This window comes from Halorubrum sp. SD41 (genome assembly GCF_058630335.1).
Window position 1 is genome coordinate 75,038 of the sequence record NZ_JBZVGZ010000011.1, and the last position, 19,068, is coordinate 94,105.

Annotated in this window: 14 protein-coding genes and 1 pseudogene; 3 read left to right on the plus strand and 12 right to left on the minus strand. The window is 67.7% G+C overall.

Annotation, left to right across the window (positions count from 1 at the left end; genetic code table 11):
• Positions 1-6 precede the first annotated feature (6 nt).
• Positions 7-2,352: an alpha-amylase family glycosyl hydrolase gene (locus tag AC4NMM_RS06865; protein ID WP_096393740.1), complete on the plus strand. Its 2,346-nt coding sequence runs from the start codon at positions 7-9 to the stop codon at positions 2,350-2,352.
• A 104-nt stretch (positions 2,353-2,456) separates the two neighbouring features.
• On the plus strand, positions 2,457-3,518 hold the full coding sequence (locus AC4NMM_RS06870; RefSeq protein ID WP_096393741.1) for a TrmB family transcriptional regulator: 1,062 nt from the start codon (positions 2,457-2,459) through the stop codon (positions 3,516-3,518).
• A 98-nt stretch (positions 3,519-3,616) separates the two neighbouring features.
• On the opposite strand, the gene AC4NMM_RS06875 is transcribed toward AC4NMM_RS06870, so the two are convergent.
• The 10 genes and pseudogenes from AC4NMM_RS06875 to AC4NMM_RS06920 all read right to left on the minus strand — a co-directional run bounded on the left by AC4NMM_RS06875 (position 3,617) and on the right by AC4NMM_RS06920 (position 14,708).
• Positions 3,617-4,699 carry a DUF7551 domain-containing protein gene (locus AC4NMM_RS06875; RefSeq protein WP_096393742.1) on the minus strand — a complete coding sequence of 361 codons (1,083 nt, stop codon included), beginning with the start codon at positions 4,697-4,699 and terminating at the stop codon, positions 3,617-3,619.
• A gap of 26 nt (positions 4,700-4,725) precedes the next feature.
• Positions 4,726-5,502, minus strand: a complete 777-nt coding sequence (locus AC4NMM_RS06880; RefSeq protein WP_491923896.1) for an FAD-dependent oxidoreductase — start codon at positions 5,500-5,502, stop codon at positions 4,726-4,728.
• Between the two features lie 148 nt (positions 5,503-5,650).
• A complete protein-coding gene (locus AC4NMM_RS06885; RefSeq protein WP_172863931.1) occupies positions 5,651-5,827 on the minus strand; it encodes a hypothetical protein in 177 nt (58 codons plus the stop codon).
• Positions 5,828-7,075: an ABC transporter substrate-binding protein gene (locus AC4NMM_RS06890; protein ID WP_491923897.1), complete on the minus strand. Its 1,248-nt coding sequence runs from the start codon at positions 7,073-7,075 to the stop codon at positions 5,828-5,830.
• A gap of 90 nt (positions 7,076-7,165) precedes the next feature.
• On the minus strand, positions 7,166-8,095 hold the full coding sequence (locus AC4NMM_RS06895) for an ABC transporter ATP-binding protein (protein ID WP_491923898.1): 930 nt from the start codon (positions 8,093-8,095) through the stop codon (positions 7,166-7,168).
• Positions 8,096-9,313, minus strand: coding sequence for a FecCD family ABC transporter permease (locus AC4NMM_RS06900; protein ID WP_096393746.1), 1,218 nt, complete (start codon positions 9,311-9,313; stop codon positions 8,096-8,098).
• On the minus strand, positions 9,310-10,344 hold the full coding sequence (locus AC4NMM_RS06905) for an FAD-dependent oxidoreductase (protein ID WP_491923899.1): 1,035 nt from the start codon (positions 10,342-10,344) through the stop codon (positions 9,310-9,312). Before AC4NMM_RS06905 ends, AC4NMM_RS06900 begins: the two co-directional genes overlap by 4 nt.
• Positions 10,341-11,597, minus strand: a complete 1,257-nt coding sequence (locus AC4NMM_RS06910; RefSeq protein WP_491923900.1) for an ABC transporter substrate-binding protein — start codon at positions 11,595-11,597, stop codon at positions 10,341-10,343. The genes AC4NMM_RS06905 and AC4NMM_RS06910 overlap by 4 nt, the downstream gene beginning before the upstream one ends.
• 236 nt (positions 11,598-11,833) lie before the next feature.
• A complete protein-coding gene (locus AC4NMM_RS06915) occupies positions 11,834-12,748 on the minus strand; it encodes a serine/threonine-protein kinase RIO2 (protein WP_096393749.1) in 915 nt (304 codons plus the stop codon).
• Between the two features lie 284 nt (positions 12,749-13,032).
• A pseudogene (locus tag AC4NMM_RS06920) lies at positions 13,033-14,708 on the minus strand (transposase).
• A gap of 154 nt (positions 14,709-14,862) precedes the next feature.
• On the opposite strand from AC4NMM_RS06920, the gene AC4NMM_RS06925 reads away from it, so the two are divergent.
• Positions 14,863-15,855, plus strand: a complete 993-nt coding sequence (locus tag AC4NMM_RS06925) for a DUF8137 family protein (RefSeq protein ID WP_491923901.1) — start codon at positions 14,863-14,865, stop codon at positions 15,853-15,855.
• Between the two features lie 622 nt (positions 15,856-16,477).
• Here AC4NMM_RS06925 and AC4NMM_RS06930 read toward each other — a convergent pair.
• Together AC4NMM_RS06930 and AC4NMM_RS06935 are read right to left on the minus strand one after the other, a co-directional pair.
• A complete protein-coding gene (locus AC4NMM_RS06930) occupies positions 16,478-18,223 on the minus strand; it encodes a hypothetical protein (RefSeq protein ID WP_491923902.1) in 1,746 nt (581 codons plus the stop codon).
• Positions 18,216-19,031, minus strand: a complete 816-nt coding sequence (locus AC4NMM_RS06935) for an ABC transporter ATP-binding protein (protein WP_096393752.1) — start codon at positions 19,029-19,031, stop codon at positions 18,216-18,218. The genes AC4NMM_RS06930 and AC4NMM_RS06935 overlap by 8 nt, the downstream gene beginning before the upstream one ends.
• Between the last annotated feature and the right edge of the window lie 37 nt (positions 19,032-19,068).

Sequence of the window (19,068 nt, forward strand, 5' to 3'; positions counted from 1 at the left end):
CGGAGCGTGCACGAACCCGGCCCCCCGCGAACGACGAGCGTCGGCGAGCCCGTCGAGCTGGCGCCGCGATCCCCCGACCCCGACGGGACCTACCGCTGGACCGTCCGCGACGCGCCCGCCGACAGCGACCTCTCCCCCGGAGACGGTCCGGACCCGGACGCGACGGGCCCGCCGAGTTCGGCGACCGCGGTCGAGGACGAGGAGCCATCGACCGCGGACGCCTCGTCGGCGGTGCTGCGCGCGGGCGAGACGGGCCGCGGCGACGACCCGGTCGTCCACCTCGCGCCCGACGCCCCCGGGACCTACGTCCTCGCGCTCGACGCGCCCGACGGCGTCCACCGCCAGCGCGTCAGGGTCTTCCCCGACGAGCGGCGCGAGGCGGCGATCCGCGTCTCGGCCGACGACCTCGCCGTCGAGGAGGGCGAGGTCGACCGCGTCTCCCTGCTGTGGCCGCACAACGAGAACCGGCTCGCGCTCGATCACGCCGAGCGCGACGGCGACGAGTGGGTCGCCTCGGTCCGCGTCCCGCCGGGGCGACACGGCTACGGCTTCGTCCCGAACGGCGACCGCTCGGCGGCGGTTCACGGGGAGTGCGAGGTGCCCGGCCCCGGCCGACCGCGCCTCTCGCTGGACGCGACAGTCGTCGAGGCCGACGAGCCCGGTGACGACGGAGGGAGCGACCGGCTCCGACTGACCGCCGCGGTCGAGCCCGCTCCGGCGGTCGACGAGGTCGAGCGCGGCGGCGACCCGGACGCGCTCGACGCGACGTTCCTCGTCGACGACCGCGACGCCGACCCGGAGACGGTCGCGGCGGTCGAGTCGCGCGCGGACGGCCGGACGCTCACGGTCCCGCTCGACGACCTCCCCGAGTCGGTCCGGATCCACGCGGTCCCGCGCGGCGAGCGGTACGGCGCCGCGGAGACGGTGCGGATCGAGACGGGTGGAACCGACGCGAACTCCGAGGGGGGCGTCGACGACGCGGTCGCGGTCGCCGACCCGAACCCGACGCCCGAGTGGGCCGAGTCGCCGACGGTCTACGAGGTGTTCGTGCGGTCGTTCGCGGGCGACACGCTGCCGACGACGTTCCGGGAGATCGAGCGCCGGGTCGAGTACCTGGAGCACCTCGGCGTCGACGCGCTGTGGCTCACCCCCGTCCTCGCGTCGCCGACCGAGCACGGCTACCACGTCACCGACTACGACGACACCGCCGCGGACCTCGGCTCCCGCGAGGCGTTCGAGTCCTTGGTCGACGCCTGCCACGACGCCGGGATCCGCGTGATATTCGATCTGGTGATCAACCACACCTCCCGCGACCACCCCGCCTTCCAGCTCCACTCTGCCGGCGTCGACGCGTACGCCGACCACTACCGGCGGACCGACGGGGCCGCCGACGTGACCGGGATCGACTGGGCCGAGCTCGGCGAGGGGGACATGCCCGACTACTACTTCGAGTGGGGGCGGATCCCGAACCTCAACTACGACAGCCCGACCGTCCGCGAGTGGCTGCTCGGCGTCGTCGACGAGTGGGCCGGCGTCGTCGACGGGTTCCGCGCCGACGTGGCGTGGGGGGTCCCGCACGGCTTCTGGAAGGAGGTCGCCGACCGCGTCCCGGACGACGTCCTCCTCCTCGACGAGACGATCCCGCACGACCCGTTCTACGGCGAGGGCGAGTTCCACCGCCACTACGACACCTCGCTGTACGAGACGCTCCGCGCGGTCGGCGCGGGCGAGGCGCCGGCGGACGCGGTCGAGACCGCCCTCGCGCGCGGCGAGTGGCTCGGCTTCGACGACCCCGCTTCCCAGATGCGCTACGTCGAGAACCACGACGAGGACCGGTACCTCGCCGAGCACGGCCGAGCGGCCCTCCGCGCGGCCGCGGCCGTGACGTTCACGCTGCCGGGCGCGCCGATGATCTACGCGGGACAGGAGCGCGGCAACGAGACGTACCGGGGCCCGATCCGGTGGCACGACGGCGACAACGGCCTCACCGAGTTCCACCGCCGGCTGGCCGCGCTGCGCGAGGCGGAACCGCTCCTCCGCGACGGAGCCGTGAGGTTTGACGACCGGGCGGCCGACGCCCGCGTCGTCGAGGGGGACGCCGAGCGCGTGCTCGCCTACGAGCGGACGCCGCCGGCGGACGGGGCGGCCGACGGCGGCGACGCCGATCGCGACCCGCTCCTCGTCGTCGCCAACTTCGCCGAGGCGTCGGCGACCGTCGCCGTGCCCGACGGAGTCGAGGCCGACCTGTTCGGGGGCGACGAGGAGATACTCGGAGCGAGCGACGCGAGCGACGATGAGGCGGAAGACGGCGAGACCAGAATCGAGGTCGACGCGGTCGCGGTCCTCCGCTGACTGCCGTCGAACCGCGGACGGCGCCCGCGAGAGCGCCGACGCCGGGGCGGCGGTCTGACGCCCCGGACCGACCCTTATAAGTGCCGCTCGGAAGAGGCGTGCGTATGGACGACCGGACGCTGACCGACCTCCTCCGTCGCTTCGGGCTCTCGGACAAGGAGGTCGACACCTATCTCAGTCTGCTGGAACACGGCGAGGCGAAGGCGAGCACCGTCGCCGACGCGGCGGGCGTCTCGAAGCGGTACGTCTACAGCGTGAGCGAGTCGCTGGAGGAGCGCGGCTTCGTCGAGGTGAACGACCACGTCGTGCCGACGACGATCCGCGCGAACCCGCCCGACGAGGTGATAGACCGGCTCCGGTCCGACGTGGACGCGATGCGGCCCGGGCTGGCGGAGCGCTACTCCCGCGTGGAGCGCCAGGCCGAGCAGTTCGAGGTGATCAAGTCGCGGGCCACCGTGATCAAGCGGATCCGGTCGCTGCTCGCTGACGCCGAAAGCGAGGTCGCGCTGTCGATCACCGCGAAGCAGCTCCCCGAGGTGAAGGAGGCGCTCGCCGACGCGGTCGACCGCGGCGTGCTCGTCCTGCTCGTGGTCTCCGACGCGGCCGCGGACCTCGACGCGGACGACCCCGCGCTGTCGGGCGTCGCGAACGTCGTCCGGACGTGGAGCGAGGCGATGCCGACGCTGCTCACCGTCGACTCCGCGGCCGGCGTCGTCTCCCCGCCCGAGCTGCTCCGCCGGTCGACGACCGACCGACAGGCGATCGCCTTCGCGCAGGAGCAGCTCGCGCCGGTGATCGTCGGCTCCTTCCTCGGGAACTACTGGCCCGCCGCGACCGAGCTCGCCGTCGCCGATCCGGCGCCGCTCCCGGCCGAGTACACCGACTTCAGGCACACCGTCCTCCAGGCGACGCTGCGGCTCCGCGCCGGCGACCAGCCGCGGGTGACCGTCGGCGGCCGGTGGACCGACGACGACGAGCCGGCCGAGGTCGTCGGCCGCGTCGTCGAGGCACGACAGGGGATGGTCGAGCCGACGAACAACGAGTTCCCGGTCGAGCACTCGCTCGTCGTCGAGACCGACGACGGCGACGTCACCGTCGGGGGCCAGGGCGCGTTCGTCGAGGACGTCGAGGCCGACCTCGTCCGGATCGAATCCGACGCGGAATAAGGCGGCGACGCGGGCGCCGAGTCGCGGTGAATCGGAGCGCCGGAATCCGGGGCGGCGAGCCGGATCGCGCGGCGGGCGGCGCGTCGCCGCGGCGGCGGTCAGTTCCCCGAGGGGACCGACGCGGTCGACGGGCCGCCGTCGAGGGAGGGAGCGTCCGGGTCGACCCTGACCCACCAGTCCGAATCTGCCGAGTCGCCGGCACCCGCGAGGAGGGCGATCCCGGCGATCCGCCCGCGCGAATCCCGACGGCACACCTCTAGGGCGGCCGGGAGGGTCGCGACCCGTCCGTCGGCGGGCGACAGCGCGTACCCGGTGATCCGGACCGTCGCGTCGTCGTCCGGGCCCCCGGCGTTCGAGGCCGGTCCCGCGTCGTCGACGCGCTCGTAGCCCTCGACGAGTCCGACGGCCGCGAGGCGGTCGAACGCCGCGCCGACCGGGTCGCCGGCGGACGGCTCCGGCGGGTCGGGGAGGCGCTCGGCGGCGTCGGCCACCACCGCCGCCTGCGTCGTCGGACCGAGGTGTCGGTCGAGAGCGGCCGCCATCGCTTCGAGTAGACAGAGGCAGAGGTCGTCGGGGTCGGAGACGCGCTCGGCGAGCGAGAAGTACGCGTCCATGACCGCCGACTCGGCGCGGTCGTGGCCGCCGGCGGAGAGCGCCTCGAACGTCGCCGCGGCCGTCGCGTGACAGAACTCGACGCGGTCGCGGGCCCGTCCGCGCCCCCCGGATCCGTCCGCGTGTCGGCGGTCCGTCGGCCCGCCGTCGCCGCCGGGCCGGCGGTGGGCGGCGCCGTCCACGATCCGATCCGTCAGCTCGTCGGGCGGCGCCACCCCGTCGTCGGGGGCGAACGTCGCGGGATCGTCGGGGGCAGGCGTCGGGGCGTCGTCGGGAGCGGACGTCCGCGCTCCGTCGTCCCGCCCCGTCGGCCGCGAGGGCGGCTCCGCGAACCCCTGTCTGACGACCACGTCGTAGAATGGGAGTTCGGGGTCGTACCGGCGGAGCGCGTCGCGGTACTGCTCCGTCGCCCGGGCCGCCGCGCGGGCGGTCTCGCGGCTGTCGAACCGTAGCCCCGCAGCGGGGACCGGGCGGTCGCCGTACCGCGCGCAGACGAGCGAGAACTCGCCGTCCTCGCTCGCGAGCGATTCGATGTGGTCCGCGATGTCGAGTAGGGTGGTTCCGATCACGGTCGAGTGGGTCCGGTCGCGTGCGTTCAGTCCTCCAGGCTCGGGTGCGTCTCCTGCGGGTCCGGGTGCGGCTCGGCGAACCGCTCGCGGGTCGCGTCGAGCGCGGCCGCCTCCCGCTCGCGGCGCTCGTCTGCGTCGATCTCCTCGCATCCCGGCGGCACGTCGCGGTCGCGGTCGGTGAAGTACCCCTCGGGCGCGACCCAGTCGTGGTAGAACGGCTCGTCGGACTCCTCCAGCAGCGTCACGGCGACCTCGGCGCCGTGGCCGGCGCACACCGCTGCCTGATGTGGTTTCCGGGCGAGGCGTCCCGCGGCGTACAGCCCGGCGACACCGGTCCGGCCGCGCTCGTCCGCGTCGACGTACGCCTTCCCGCGGTCGACGATCGCGACGCCGTCGAGATCCGCCAGGTAGCCGACCTCGTTCTTCGTCGCGGCGACGACGTGCCGCGCCCGGGTCCGGTCGCCGTCGTCGGTCGCGACGACGAATCGAGCGCCGTCGGCTGCGTCGGCGGCGGGATCAGGGTCGCCGTCGACGGGCGAGACCCGGGCGACGCGCGCGTCGAGGCGGTCCGCGCCGGCGGTCTCCGCCTGCTCGCCGAGCAGGTCAAGTAGTCGACGCGCGTCGACGCCGAGCGGGAAGCCGGGGAAGTTCTCCAGGCGGGCGTTCCGCCGGAGAATCGAACCGCCCGGGTCGACGACGAGGGTGTCGAGGCCCTGCCGCGCGGTGTAGACGGCCGCCGAGAGGCCGGCGACCCCGCCACCGACGACGACGACGTCGCGCGATGCGGTCGGTTCGCCGGTCATCGGCCGGACACCCGTCGGTTCCGTGGGGGGCGGTCGGTCGCCCGCGTCTCGGTCGCGTTCATACCCGCCGGCAGGGGCGCGCCGACGTAGGGGCTTCGGTCGCGCGTCGCGCTCGGTCCCGGCGGCCGGCCGGTCGAGGAGGCGCCGGTCACCGACGCACCCGAACCGGCCGCTCGGCCGAGATGAACGACTCCTCCCGGTCGGTCGCCGCGAACGCGATCCCGCCGGCCTCGCCGCGCTCGACGCGCCACGCCGGCAGCGCGGGCACGTCGTAGTCGGCCGGATCGCCGTAGGTCGCCGCGACGGTCCACTCGCGGGCGCGCATCTACAGGTCCCCGTTGATCGCGTCCGCGACGCGCTGCCGGTCGAACAGCCGCTCTTCCGCCGGGATCTCCGGGTACGGCCCCTCCTCGTAGCGCGGCCACTCGCCGAACGCCTCGGGGTACAGCTGCTTCGCGGTCATCTCGAGCTGGAAGAGGTTGAGTATCGGTCCCTGGTACCGGGCGCCCTGCGGGTGGATCCGGCCGTTTTTCACCGCCGTGACCTCCGCGCCGACCGGGTCGTCCTCGAAGGCGGCCCGCCGCCCGGCCATGTCGGTCCCGGGCTCGAAGCCGCCGAGGTAGAGGATTACGTCGGGGTCGGCCTCGAGGATCGTCTCGAAGTCGACGACGGTACCGGACTCGACGCTCCCCTCGAAGGCGTCGCGGGGCCCGAGCGGGCGCGTGTGCGACGTGAGGAAGCCGGGGTTGCTCAGCGTGTACGCGTAGATCTGCTCGATGTCGGCGGCGGCGATCATGATCGCGGTCGGGCGCTCTGACTCCGGCGGGAGCCCGTCCTCGATAGTCGCGAGGAGGTCCTCGCGGACGGTCGCGAGCGCCTCGTAGCGCTCGCGCTCCCGGAACGCGTCGGCGACGATCTCGAACTGCTCCCAGAGACCGTAGTACTGGTAGCCGTCGGCCCACTCGTCGGTCGGCTCTTGGTGGCGGTCGGAGAGCGAGTTGCCGAACCACGGCGAGACGCGCTCGGCGATCTCGTCGATGTCCTCGCGGTCCCAAGCGTCCTGCCGGGTGATCCACGCCGGGTCCGCGAGGTGGACGTCGCTGTCGAGCGCGTACAGCTTCTCCTTGTCGGGCTGCCACGAGGAGTAGAGCCCCGACCAGTCGAGCGAAACGCCGGGGAGCCGCTCGACGAACTGGTTCCAGAGGCCGTCGTAGTAGTCGGGCGCGTGGAGGGCGGTAACGTCGTTCTCGCGGCCCAGCGCGAACGCCATGCCCGCGTGGTGCGTGAGCCGGGTGAACACCGTCTCCGGCGGCGACTCGAACGTCACCTCGCCGGTGGGAGAGATGGACGCCGTGTAGCTCCCGTCGTCGGTGTCGTCCGTCGCGGAGGCGTCCGAGTCGCCGGCCTCGCCGTCGGTCGAGTTCCCGCCGTCGCCGTCGGAACCGGAGGACGGGTCGTCCCCGGCGTCGCCGCCGGTACACCCGGCGAGCAGGCCGCCGAGAGCGACCGTACCGCCGTACTTCGCGAACGCTCTGCGGGTCGATTCCTCGGGTACCGCGTCCTCGTTGAGCATATTTTTAGGCTACCCTAAACCAAGTTAACCGTTCCGATCTTTAGGTCGGCCTAAAATTAGTTGACACGCCGGCCCCCGCAGCCTCGTCGGCTACTCCTCGTGGCGCGCGCGGAGCGGCGTCACTCGCGGGCCGCGATCGGTGTCCACGACCTCGGCGTCGACGCGGAACACCTCGGAGAGCAGCTCCTCGGTGACGACCTCCTCGGGCGGGCCGCTGGCCCGTATCTCGCCGTCCGCGAGCGCGATCACGCGGTCGGCGAGCCGCGCGGCCTGCTCGATGTCGTGGAGCACGACGACGACGGTCACGTCGCTCTCGTCGCGGAGCGTCTCGACGATCTCCATCACCTCCATCTGGTGGTGTAAATCGAGGAACGTCGTCGGCTCGTCGAGGAGGAGGACATCGGTGTCCTGCGCCAACACCAGAGCGATCCACGCCAGCTGCTTCTGTCCGCCGCTCAGGCTCCCGACCTCGCGGTCCCGCAGGTGACCGCAGCCCGCCAGCTCGATCGCGCGCTCGACCGCGCGGGCGTCCTCGTCGGTCGTCCGCTCGAAGAACCCGCGGTGCGGGTAGCGGCCGTGGTACACCAACTCTTCGACGGTGATGCTGTCCGGCGACGTGCTCTCCTGTGAGAGCAGCCCGAGCTGCTTCGCGAGCGCCTTCGTGTCCATCGAGTGAACGTCGCGCCCGTCGAGCAGCACCGAGCCGTCCTCGGGAGAGATCTGGTTCGCGAGTCCCTTCAGCAGGGTGCTCTTCCCGGAGCCGTTCGGCCCGACGAGCGCGGTCACCGCGCCCGGCTCGGCCGCGATCGACTCGCCGTCGATCACCGGTTCGGAGGCCGTCGGATAGCCCAACACGAGGTCCTCGGCGTCGAGGTCGCTCGCGTCGGCCGCCGGGCCGCCCGGGGCGTCCGCCCCGTCCGCGCCGCTCGGTTCGGCCGCGTCGCCCGGGCCGTCCGCCGCCGGTTCGGTCGCGCCGCTCGATTCCTCCGACTCGGTCGCGTTCGCGCGGAAGATAGACATTCAGAGGTCACCCACGTTCTGCCGCCGCCGCATCAGGTACAGGAAGTACGGCCCGCCGACCAGCCCGGTGACGATCCCCACCGGGATCTGCGCGTCGGCGCCCGTGAGCACGCTCATCCCGAGGCGCGCGCCGACGTCGGCGCCGACCATCAGCGCCGGGCCGACGAACAGGCAGCCGACGATCACCCGCTTGTAGTCGCTGCCGACCAGATTCCGGACCACGTGGGGGACGATGAGGCCCACGAAGCTCACGATCCCCGCCACGGCGATGCTGGCGGCCGCCGCCAGCACGGCGACGCCGGAGAGCGCGAACCGCACCTTCTCGATCGACATCCCCAGCGACTTCGCCGTCTGCTCGCCGAGCAGGAGGAGGTTCAGCTGCCGCGAGCCCGCGAGCGACAGCCCCATCGCCGCGACCGTCCACGGGAGCGCCGTCCGGACCTGCTCCCAGTCGGTTCCGGTCAGCGACCCGGTCGTCCACTGGATCGCCGACTGGACGACCGCGATGTCGTCGGCGAAGAAGAACAGCCCCGTCTGGAGGCTGTTGAAGACGGTGCCGACGATCACGCCCGCGAGCACCAGCCGTACGGGGCTGGTCCCGTTCTTCCACGCGATGGCGTAGACGATCAGGAACGCAACCGACCCGCCCAGCGCCGCGATCAGCGGCAGGAACGCCGTGAGTCCGCCGAACACGACGAGGGTGAGAAGAATCATCAGCCCGGCCCCGGAGGAGACGCCGAGGATGAACGGGCTCGCGAGCTCGTTCCGCGTCACCGCCTGGAAGATGGCCCCAGAAACCGCGAGGTTCATTCCGACGACGACGGCGACGAGCACCCGCGGCAGGCGGATGTTCCAGACGATGAGCGTCTCGTGTGCGAGCTCGGGGAGCTCCCCCTGAAACCCCGTGACGGTCCGCATCAGCCCCTCGCCGAGGAGGAAGTTGAGCAGCCACCGCGGGTCGAGCAGGACGGCGGGGTCGAGAACGGCTCGCCACGCCTGCCCGGCCGTCATCGAGTACGCCCCGAAGCTCACCTGAACGAGCCCCGCGACGACGACCAAGAGGAGGCTCGCGGCGGCGACGGTCAACAGCCGCGCCTCGAACAGCCACCCGAGTCGCCCTCCTTCGGCCGGCCGCCGCGCGGGGGACTCCCCGCCGACCGTCCGGCTCCCGTCGCCCGTGACCGATCCGCCGTCGGTCGCCGGTCGGTCGGCGCTCATCGCGCTCCCTCCTCGGCTCGCGTGGAGTTCGACCCCTCACCGCCCGCGTACGCCGCGACCGCCTCGTCGTCCATCGCGTCGAGCAGCGCGTCGGCCCCGTGCGCCTCCACGACCGCTTCGGGGTCGAGGTGTTCGGCGAGCGCGCGGTGGCCGGCGGCGGCGCGGGCCCGCTCCTCGTCGGCGTCGACGTACGCCGCCAGCGCGTCGTCGACCGCGGCCTCGCGAACGCGCGCGAACCGCTCCGAGTCGGGGTCGACCGGGCCGTCGGCGTGTTCCGCGTCGAACCACTCGACCCAGCGGTCGCGGTCGGCCCACTCGCCGTCGAGTTCCGCCTCGCGACGGACCCAGTCGACCCCCTCGGCCGCCTCGCGCCACCAGCCGTCGGCGACCCGGGCGTCGGCGACGACCCGCTTACCGACCCGCGCGCCGCGCCCCGCGGCCGTGATCGCCTGTCGGTCGGCGTCCGACGGGGACGCGATGTACAGCCCGTCGACGGGCGTCTCGCCGTCGCGGTCGGCGTACTCCCGGTCGAAGTGTTCGTGCGTCTCGCCGCCGTGATCGTGGACCTCGAACATCGCGTCGTCGTCGTCGAGCCCGCGGAGGTACTCGCCGTCGTAGCGCGTCGCCGCGACCACCCGGCGGGCGGTGACCGGATCGCCAGACTGCGGGGTGACGACGAAGCGCTCGGTTTCGGGGTCGTCGCCGGAACTGCCGGGGTCGCCGGCGTCGCCCTCCGCGCGCTCGACGGACTCGACGAGGTCCTCGACGACCGCACAGCCCGCCCGCTCGGCCTGCTCGCGCATGAGTTCGGCGAGCGTCCCAGCGTCGATGCCGGCCGGGAACCCGGGGTAGTTCTCCAGGTGCGCGCACTGCGCGAGCGACGACCGCCCGCGGTCGAAGACGGCGACGTCGAGGCCGTCGCGCGCGGCGAACACCGCGGCGGCGCAGCCGGCCGGACCACAGCCGACCACGACGACGTCGCGCTCGACGGTCCGGGCGGTGTCCGCCTCGCGCCCGGCAGCGCCGCTCATTCCGCCCCTCCGGCGACGATCGAGGCCACCGCGTCGCGGTCGAACAGGCGCTCGTCGGCGGGGATCTGGGGGTAGTCGTCGCCGTGCTCGTAGCCCGGCCACTCGCCGAACCGGTCGGGGAACAGCTGTTTCGCGGTCATCTCCAGCTGGAACAGGTTCATGATCGGTCCCTGAACCGGATCGCCGGAGGGGTAGAAGCGGTCGTTCGCTATCGCGGCGAGCTCGCCGGCGACCGGGTGGGCAGACAGCTCCTCGCGGATCGCCCCCACGTCGTAGTAGGAGGCGATCCCGTACTGGTGGAGGATTACGTCGGGGTCGACCTCCAGCAGCTGCTCGTGGCCGTAGGCGGTCTCGTAGGTGACCTCCTCGGCGGCGAACGCGTCCGGAACCTCGAAGGGGCGCACGTGCGCGTTCGCGAATCCCGGCTCGTCGGTCCGGGAGGGGTAGTAGGTGCCGTCCATGTAGATGAGCGCGGCGACCGTCGGGCGCTCCGACTCCGGCGGGAGGTCGCTCCGGACCGTCTCGACCAGGTCCTCGCGGACCGCGTCGAGCGCGGCGAACCGCTCCTCCTCGCGGAACGCGGCGGCGACGCGCTCGCCGATCTCGGGGAGGGCGTAGTACTCGTACTCGTCGCGGCAGGACTCGGGGGGCTCGGAGTGCCGCCGGCTGTAGACGTTCCCGAACCACGGGCCGATCCTGTTGCGGACCTCGTCGACGTCGTCCGCGTCCCACCCGTCGAAGGAGGCGAACAGGCAGGGGTCGGCGAGGTGGAGGTCGGAGTCGAGCTCGTAGAGGAGCTCGCGGTCGACGGAGATGCCGCCGCTCGATCCGGTGTTGAGCTGCGTGAGTCCCTCGCGGTCGAAGGAGACGCCGTCGAGGGCCGCGTAGTAGGCGTCGAGCGTGTTCCCGCCGGCGTCGGCGTCGAACCCGAGCGAGTTGACCGCGTCGCCGTGGCCGAGCGCCACCGCGAGGTCGGCGTACAGCAGGCTGTACACCAGCACGTCCTCCGGGACCGAGTCGAACGTCACCTCGCCGACCGGCGCCATCGCGGCCGTGTACGAGTCCGCGTTCGCGTCCCCGTCCGACGAGTCGCCGCCGGAGCCGCCGTCCGCGGATCCGTTCCCGTCCTCGGACTCGCTCGGCGCCGCCTCCCTCCCGCTACACCCGGCGAGCAGTCCCGCGCCGGCGACGGCGCCGACGTACCTGATCGCGTCGCGTCGCGTGCCGGCGAGTCGGTCCGCGTCTGATCCCATACGATTTAGGCCACCCTAAAGATTTAAAGCGGTTTCGAATCTTAGGCGGCCCTAAATTCTCGGCGCCCGCTGGCGGTGGCCGAGCGCGCGGCCCGCGATGGAGACCGGCCGGAACGGCCGACGAGACGAGGAGGTGCCGCAACGCGGGACGGAGACGCGCTCGGAGGGCGACAGAAGCCGAACGCGCAAGATCCTAGATCGCGGACGAGAACAGATTTCGTATCGCGCTATGTGATTTATTCGGCGCCGAACGCCCGAACGCTCTCGAACGAGCCGTCGGCGATAGCGGCGGCGACTCCGTCGGTGTCGGCGTCTCGGGGCACCTCGTGGGGATACTTCCGGGCGAAGTAGCGCACGAGGTTCTCGACGTCGCGTTCGAGGAACTCCCGGGCGTTCTCGTGGTCGACGGACACCGCCTGCGGCCAGTCGAAGATCGTGATGCCGCTCTCGGCGACCGCGACGTTGTGTTCGGAGGCGTCGGCGTGGATCCAGCCCAGGTCGTACGCGGTCGCGAGCTCGCGCAGGATCAGGTCGAGGACGCCGACCGCCTGCTCGGGGTCGAGTGTCGCGCGCGACAGCTCCGCCCCCGCGAACTTCTCCATCACGATGGCGTGTCGATTGTGGTCGACCGGTCGGGGGACGCTCACGTCGGGGTACAGCTCCTCCATCGCCTCGTACTCGCGTTCGGCCGCCTTGCGCGCGGTATAGAGCCACGAGACGTGGTCCCGGTCGGCGGTGTACTCGCGCTCGCGGTTCACCTCGCGGAAGTTGGTGTATCCCTCGCGGTGGTACTTCAGGGCGAGCGGCCGGAACGACTGTGCCTCGTACACGTCGCCCTCCTTCCCGAGCCCGAGCGGCGACCCCACGCCGTCGATCGTCTCGCGCTCGGCGAACGTCCGGAGCGCCAGGGCGTCGTACCCCTCGAAGGTGAGCTGGTACCCCTCGTACTGGATCGTCTTCCGCTCGATCAGCTCGCGGTCGAGACACCGGTCGATGCGGTAGTCGACCTCCTCGCGCGTGAGGTCGGCGTACTCCGGGAGCTTGTCGCGGCGGACCCACTCCGAGAAGCGCATCCCCTGCTCGACGCCCGAGAGGAGGTAGAAGTCCTCGGGGTCGAGCTCCGCCATGTCGCCGGCGACGTTTCGCACCATACGCGTCCCTACTCCGGCGATTCCTAAAAGGGACGCGCGTTCGGCGGGAGCGGGTGATATAGCGTATACCGCGATAGCAAATCTACTTCGGGGGAAGTTGAGACTACGGCGGCTATAGCACCGCTGGTATGTACGATATCAGCCGAACCACCGAACTTGACACGGTTCACATTCGGGTCGGGACACCACTTCCAGTTAGTATCCCAACTAGAACTGCGTATTTGAAGAGATCAGAACAGCGCTGCCGCTCGTTTCCCCTGTTCTCACTGGCTCAATATCAGCGATTACCCGACTCCAGTTTCCTTCTTCAACAGTGTGAGCGTATTGTCCGCAGTCACAATCGGAGAATGCTCGTACTCACCCGCCAACTCGACTTGCACGAGGAGGTCGACGGCCCGCCAGATTGAGTACAGCAGACAGGCGAACGCAAAGTAGAAGAATCGCAGTATGAAGTTCTTCGAGGTTGTCGCGGCCATGAACCGCTTAATACTCCGGTAACCGCTCTCGATCTCCCAGCGATAGCCGTACTCACTCAGCAGTCCCACATTACCGTTGCACATGAACACCGAATACTGCCGGTGGTCAGTGTACTCAGAATCCTCGTTTCGACGGTACACGAGCGTCGTCTGGTGCCACTCATTCTTGCCCAAGTGGAGCTTACGGTCGTTCACGTATCGATCTGTCTCACTCTTCAAGAGCCGTTTCGCCTGGGCTCTCTCGCTCGTGTGCATCCGCTTTGGAACGACGTACGTGAGCCCGCGTTGGCTAATCATCTCCAAGACGTGTTGGCTGTCGAATTCTCTGTCCATCAGCACGCTGTCGACGTGGACGAGGTCCTCAGCCGAGTCAAGTAGATCCTCGACGATTTCGAGCCGACTCTCGCCACGCCGCACCGGCCTTGCGTCTAAGACAATCGGGACCGCATTACCGACGAGCTGGACGGTCGCCCACTGATAGGCGTATTCGTCGGTCTTCTCTTTTGTCCCGATGATCTCATCCTCGTGACCTGTTCTATCACCGGTGAAGGGCTCAGCTTCAGTGATGTCGATGGCCACGATTCCGGCTCGGAAGAACTGCTCTGTCTCCGCGACTTCATCCAGTAGCCGTTTCACGGCCTGGCGGTACATCTCGCGAATCTCCGCTATCGAGAGGTCACGAATCTGATCACGATGGGCGTGTCCCAGCGGTGTCCGACTACGCGTCGACTCGTAAATGAAGCTCCGAGCCCCCTCATTGGCAGCTAAGTTCTCGCGGAGGCCGAGATAGGTCTGTAAGTCCCAGTAGGCATTCTCGTGGATCTCACAACCCTCTCCGCGATCCATCGAGAACGCCGGGAAGACAACGCGACTGACGTGATCCGTGATCGTTCCCGCCTGTTCCAGCACGGTCTGCTCGTCCGGATCGGAGTCTCCGGTACTGTCTCCTCGCTGAGGGAGCGTCCTGTCCGGGTCACGCGGAACGCTCACACCCGCGTTTTGGGCATTGATCAGGGCCGTCTGGGCAGCCGTCTCAACCGTCTCGCGTAACTCACCGTGAAGCGCTCGTGCCAGCTACGCCAGAGCGTCGACTGATTCGGAACGCTCTCGAGTCCGAGTTGCTCACGCAATTCAGGGTGGCACTCGAGGAATCCGACGAGTGCTGTCTCGTGGTCCCGTCCGTGGAGTTCTTTCAACATGAACACTCGAAAGAGGGTGTCCATCTCGTAGCTCGTCGATCCCGCATAGCGGTCATGGATCTCGAATTTGAAGTAAGCGAGCGGCAGCGAACAGACGAACTTTTCGACCGAGTTGTGGCTCTCGTGGCTGAACCACGTCTCCGAAATCGTCCGAACATCTGATTCCAGTCCCGCGAGCGACGTTCGGTCATACAGTGGTGTCGAATCATACGCCGGCCACTCAACGTACGATCGCTGAGCGATACGTCGAAAGATCGTTCGACGAGACTCGGGAGTCGAAGCCACTACGAGATACTGACTCCGACACGCAGAAGTCCTCGTCCATCTCGATAAGAGACATCGAGATTGGGGAAGGTCGGTACTCGCTAGGGGAGAGAGATTAGTTCCGAAATCCGGCTCCAGAGGGAACACATTTCCTTCACATGCCTCTAGTCGGACTATGGCTCACGAGTGCGACGATTGCGGGGAGTCGTTCGAGACACTCACTCGTCTCCGACTTCACGACTGTGGCGATGTCCAATCGGACACGTTCTCAACCTCGACCGATTCGGGGAGGTCTAAATCTGACTCATCTCCAAGCGAAAAACGGAACAAGGAGGTTGCCGAACTCGATAACCTGCTTGATCGTTTCTCCGACGGTGACGTGGATGCTCTACACTACGCAGTCGTCGAATTCGAAGCAGCACTCTCGACTGCAGTCGAGGAAGACAGCAGTGGAGACACGTTTCGGGACGTGTTCTGGCCATACTACGAGCGCGTCAGCAACGAACTCGACGATGCAGCGAGAGTACACGGTTGGCCATTCCTTGCGGATGTAATCGATGCGCATGAGCCCACTGAGAAGGACAAATTTCCGCTCGTCACGCCCACAATAGCAAACGCTGTCGGGCGATATCTTATTCGAACGCGGATAACCGATGGTGTCGAGGCGATTCCGGTCAAGGCACTCGAATACCTGAACACTGTCGCGGTCAACGCTCCCGAAAGCGACGATGTCGCGCGCGAGGAAGTCCATGCCTATGGGTGGGGAATCGGACATCCAAACCACTCGGTCGTCGACCAGCTCCACGCCCGTACGACGGAGGACATCTTCTCCGTCAACCCAACAGTCGAACACGCCTTCTACGCTGACCAGTACGCTGCCGTCGATCTGCTTGAACAGCTGGTACGAGACGAATCGATCAATGGGACGCTCCCTCGCGTCACCCGTGACGATATGCCATATCGTCGCTACCTGCTCGACTGCGTCTACGGACTGAAAACAGATGGCCACTGGCCGGGGATGCCACGGTACTACGACTGGTACGATGAGTTGGATTACGCCTTCGAACTCGACGAGACAGTCGAACAGCGCATCCGCGACCTCGTCGAAGAGATGGGCTTCGATGCAGATCTCTCGAATGACTGGACGTTCCGCGATCTCGGTATTTGAACGAATTAACAGTACGCTTTCCCCGCCGCCCGACATACTGGCTGGTAATGCCGTTCAGCGTCACGTAGCACGTGCTCTTGAAGGAATAAGAACTCCTGGCTCTGTTGAAATCCTATTCTTCAGATATATTCCCGCCTGAAAATGCTGGTCGATGAGAACTGCGAACTTGTCGGATTTCACCGACCACAAACGCTATACTGTATTGGAGTTATCGTTTTAGTATGTATGGGACTGTTCGGGAATCGCTTGAAGACTGGTATAATCCGAGTATTCAGTCTGCGATGATTGTCCTGATGAGTTCGAGTTTTTGCCTCTTTCTGTTCCTCAACAGTCCCGATTTTACGAACCCGTACTACGTTTTTGGAGTCGGAGTGATGGGCTTCACAATCGTCTTTGCGGCGCTTATGCTCATTTCTGTGCTACTGAAGCGTCGATAGACTACTACCCTGTACTGAGCGATCCGTGAATCTCCTGTGTTGATCGGAACTGGGTAGAAATCATCAGTTTCTAAGGATTTTAATAGAGCCGAGTTCTTGGCTTTGTTGAAATCCTCAGTGGTTAATATTTTCACATCCACAACCACTCAGTACAGTGGTGGCACCTGTCCATATCTCACGTATGATCAGTGTAGTTCGTGGGTTTCGAACCGTCGTAGCGCTCCGCGATAGGCACGTCGAGCGACCAGTAGTCCAGCAACAATCAACAGCCCGCCGAATCCACTCCGGAAGGCAGTGAGCGGGAGTCCTTGGATCGTCGCGCCAGTGTCGTTCAACGATGACGCGAAGGTGGTGAGCACGCCGCCGTTGGCGATCGACTCAAGGATGAATCCCGGAACGTAACCGATCCCCGAAAGCGCCAGCCGCACCAGCTCCGGTGCTGCCACGAGTCCAACCAGTGCCGCGCCGGGAAGCCACACCAACACAACGTGAAGTACGCCCGCGAGCAACCGGGGTGGTCGTACTTCGTCGCTGTTGCCGATCCGGATGGCACTGTAGCGCGGGAACCACATCCCGATCATTGGCGCGAGTGCCGCCCCGACGATGGTGAGGAAGCATCCGATTAGTGTCAGTGCTATCGCCGATAGTAGTCCGTGACCCCCCACCAGTGCCGATACGAGCGTGACGACGGCGACGACAGGCGCGAACAACAGACTCGGGGCAATGAGTCCGCGGACGAACGCCCGACCCGACACGGCGGTCAAGGTCGCCGGCAGGACGGGCCCCTCATCGCCGAACGGGTTGAGACCGAACGCCGCACCGGCGATCCATCCCAGCAACACGGCAACGGCTGGTCCCAGTATCGTGAGCGAACCGGATCCCTGTAGCATCATATTCACCAATGCTGAGCCGCCACCGAACACCGGGATCAGCAGGAAGTTCAATCGCTGGGGTTCCCGTCGAGCCCGCAAGAGAGACCACTCCGCAACGGACCGAGTGGAGCCGGTGACGACCGGAACGCCGAGGGGGCTGATGGCCCGCGTGAGCGCTCGCTGATCCCCCCTCGTGTGGGTAGAGGCAGTGGTCTCGTCGGTGTCCGAGACGTTGACCGGCTCGCCGAACCAGAGCGAGGCGGCAATGCGCTCGGCCAGCCAGCCTCCACCAACGATCGCTACGCCAACCGCGGCTACTCCCCCGATAGCATGTGTCGACGACCAACCGATGGGTGTGCCAACTGCTAGTAGGTCGGCGAGCCACCCGATCGGAATCACTCCAAGTGTGGCTGGACTAACCGAAATGGGAAGCTGTGGTACCTGAAATATAAAATATCCCCCGAAAAACAGCATCACAACCGTCCCGCCTAGCACGCCCTTGTGACGAGCAACGAACGGCACGGTGGCCACAAGCCATGCGGCGATGTATCCCAACACCCGACCGGCCATGACCGCACTGGCGACGTACAGACTGCCGACCAGTGGGACTGCCAGCAGGGTCAGTGGCGAACGAAATGCGTACGTCCCGGCAATGGCGAGTAGGAGTCCGACCGGGAGCGCATACGTTAGCGCTCGCAGGCTCTCGGCGACGATGCCCCCAATGACGGCGGTTCTAGGTGAGACGGTTGTCAGCACGAACGTATCGGCGACCGGTTTGCTGTGGGCCGTCGTCGTCCGCTGTGCGAGCATAAACACCCCGAACACCCAGAGCATAGCGAGCGTTCCTCTAACGATCCGATTTATTGAAAACTCGGGATCAGTCCCACGGAGTTCCGGAACGAACAGGGCTGCAAGTCCAGCTAGCAGTAATGTCGGGAGCACCACGCCGCCAGCCATCAAGATCAGTCGACCGGTATCCTCCCGAATCGCTCGGACGGAATGCCGGTAGTCGAACCAGCCCATCCGAACGGCGTGCCCGAGCCAGCCGGACTCAGCCATCGGTGTTCTCCTCAACGACGCTTTGGTTAGTGGTGTCGGCGGCGCTGGCCTCACCGTCCGACTCTCCTGCGCCACCGAACTCGTCGGTCGTGAGTTCGAGGAAGGCATCTTCCAGCGAGCGCGTCTCGCCGGTCTCCGCGCGGCGTTCGAGGTCAGCAGGTGACCCTTCAGCGACTAACTCACCGTCGTAGAGGATCCCCACGGTGTCGGCAATCTCCTCGACGACAGGGAGGATATGCGTCGAGAGGAAGACGGTCGTCCCCGCGTCGGCGAGGTCCGTAATCATCTCCCGGAGCGTCCGCGCAGCGCGTGGGTCCAGTCCGGACGTGGGCTCGTCGAGGAAGACGACGTCGGGCTTATGGAGGATAGCCTGAATGTAGGCGGTCTTCTGGCGCATTCCTTTAGAGTAGTCCGCAATCCGTGTGTCGGCGTCTGCCGTGAGATCGAGTTCGTCGAGGAGTCCGTCAATTCGTTCTCGTGTCGCTTCCTCAGGGAGATCGCGGAGGCCGGCGGCGTATTCGAGTTGTTCGTAGGCGGTCGCTTGTTCGTACAGCGGTGGTTCCTCGGGTAGGTACCCGATGTGCGTGCGAAGGGCGTCCCGATCTGTGATCGAGATGCCGGAGACGGAGCCGGTGCCACTGCTCGGCCGCGTGAGCCCGGTCAGCATTCGCATCGTTGTGGTTTTCCCCGCGCCGTTGGGGCCGAGGAAGCCGTAGACGACTCCCCCCGGAATCGAGAGGTTGAGATCGTTGACGGCGAGTGTATTTTCGTAGCGCTTCGTCAGCCCGGTGGTGTCGATGGCAGTCATAGTGGAATTGAATTGGATCGGAATAGGACGCCATCTC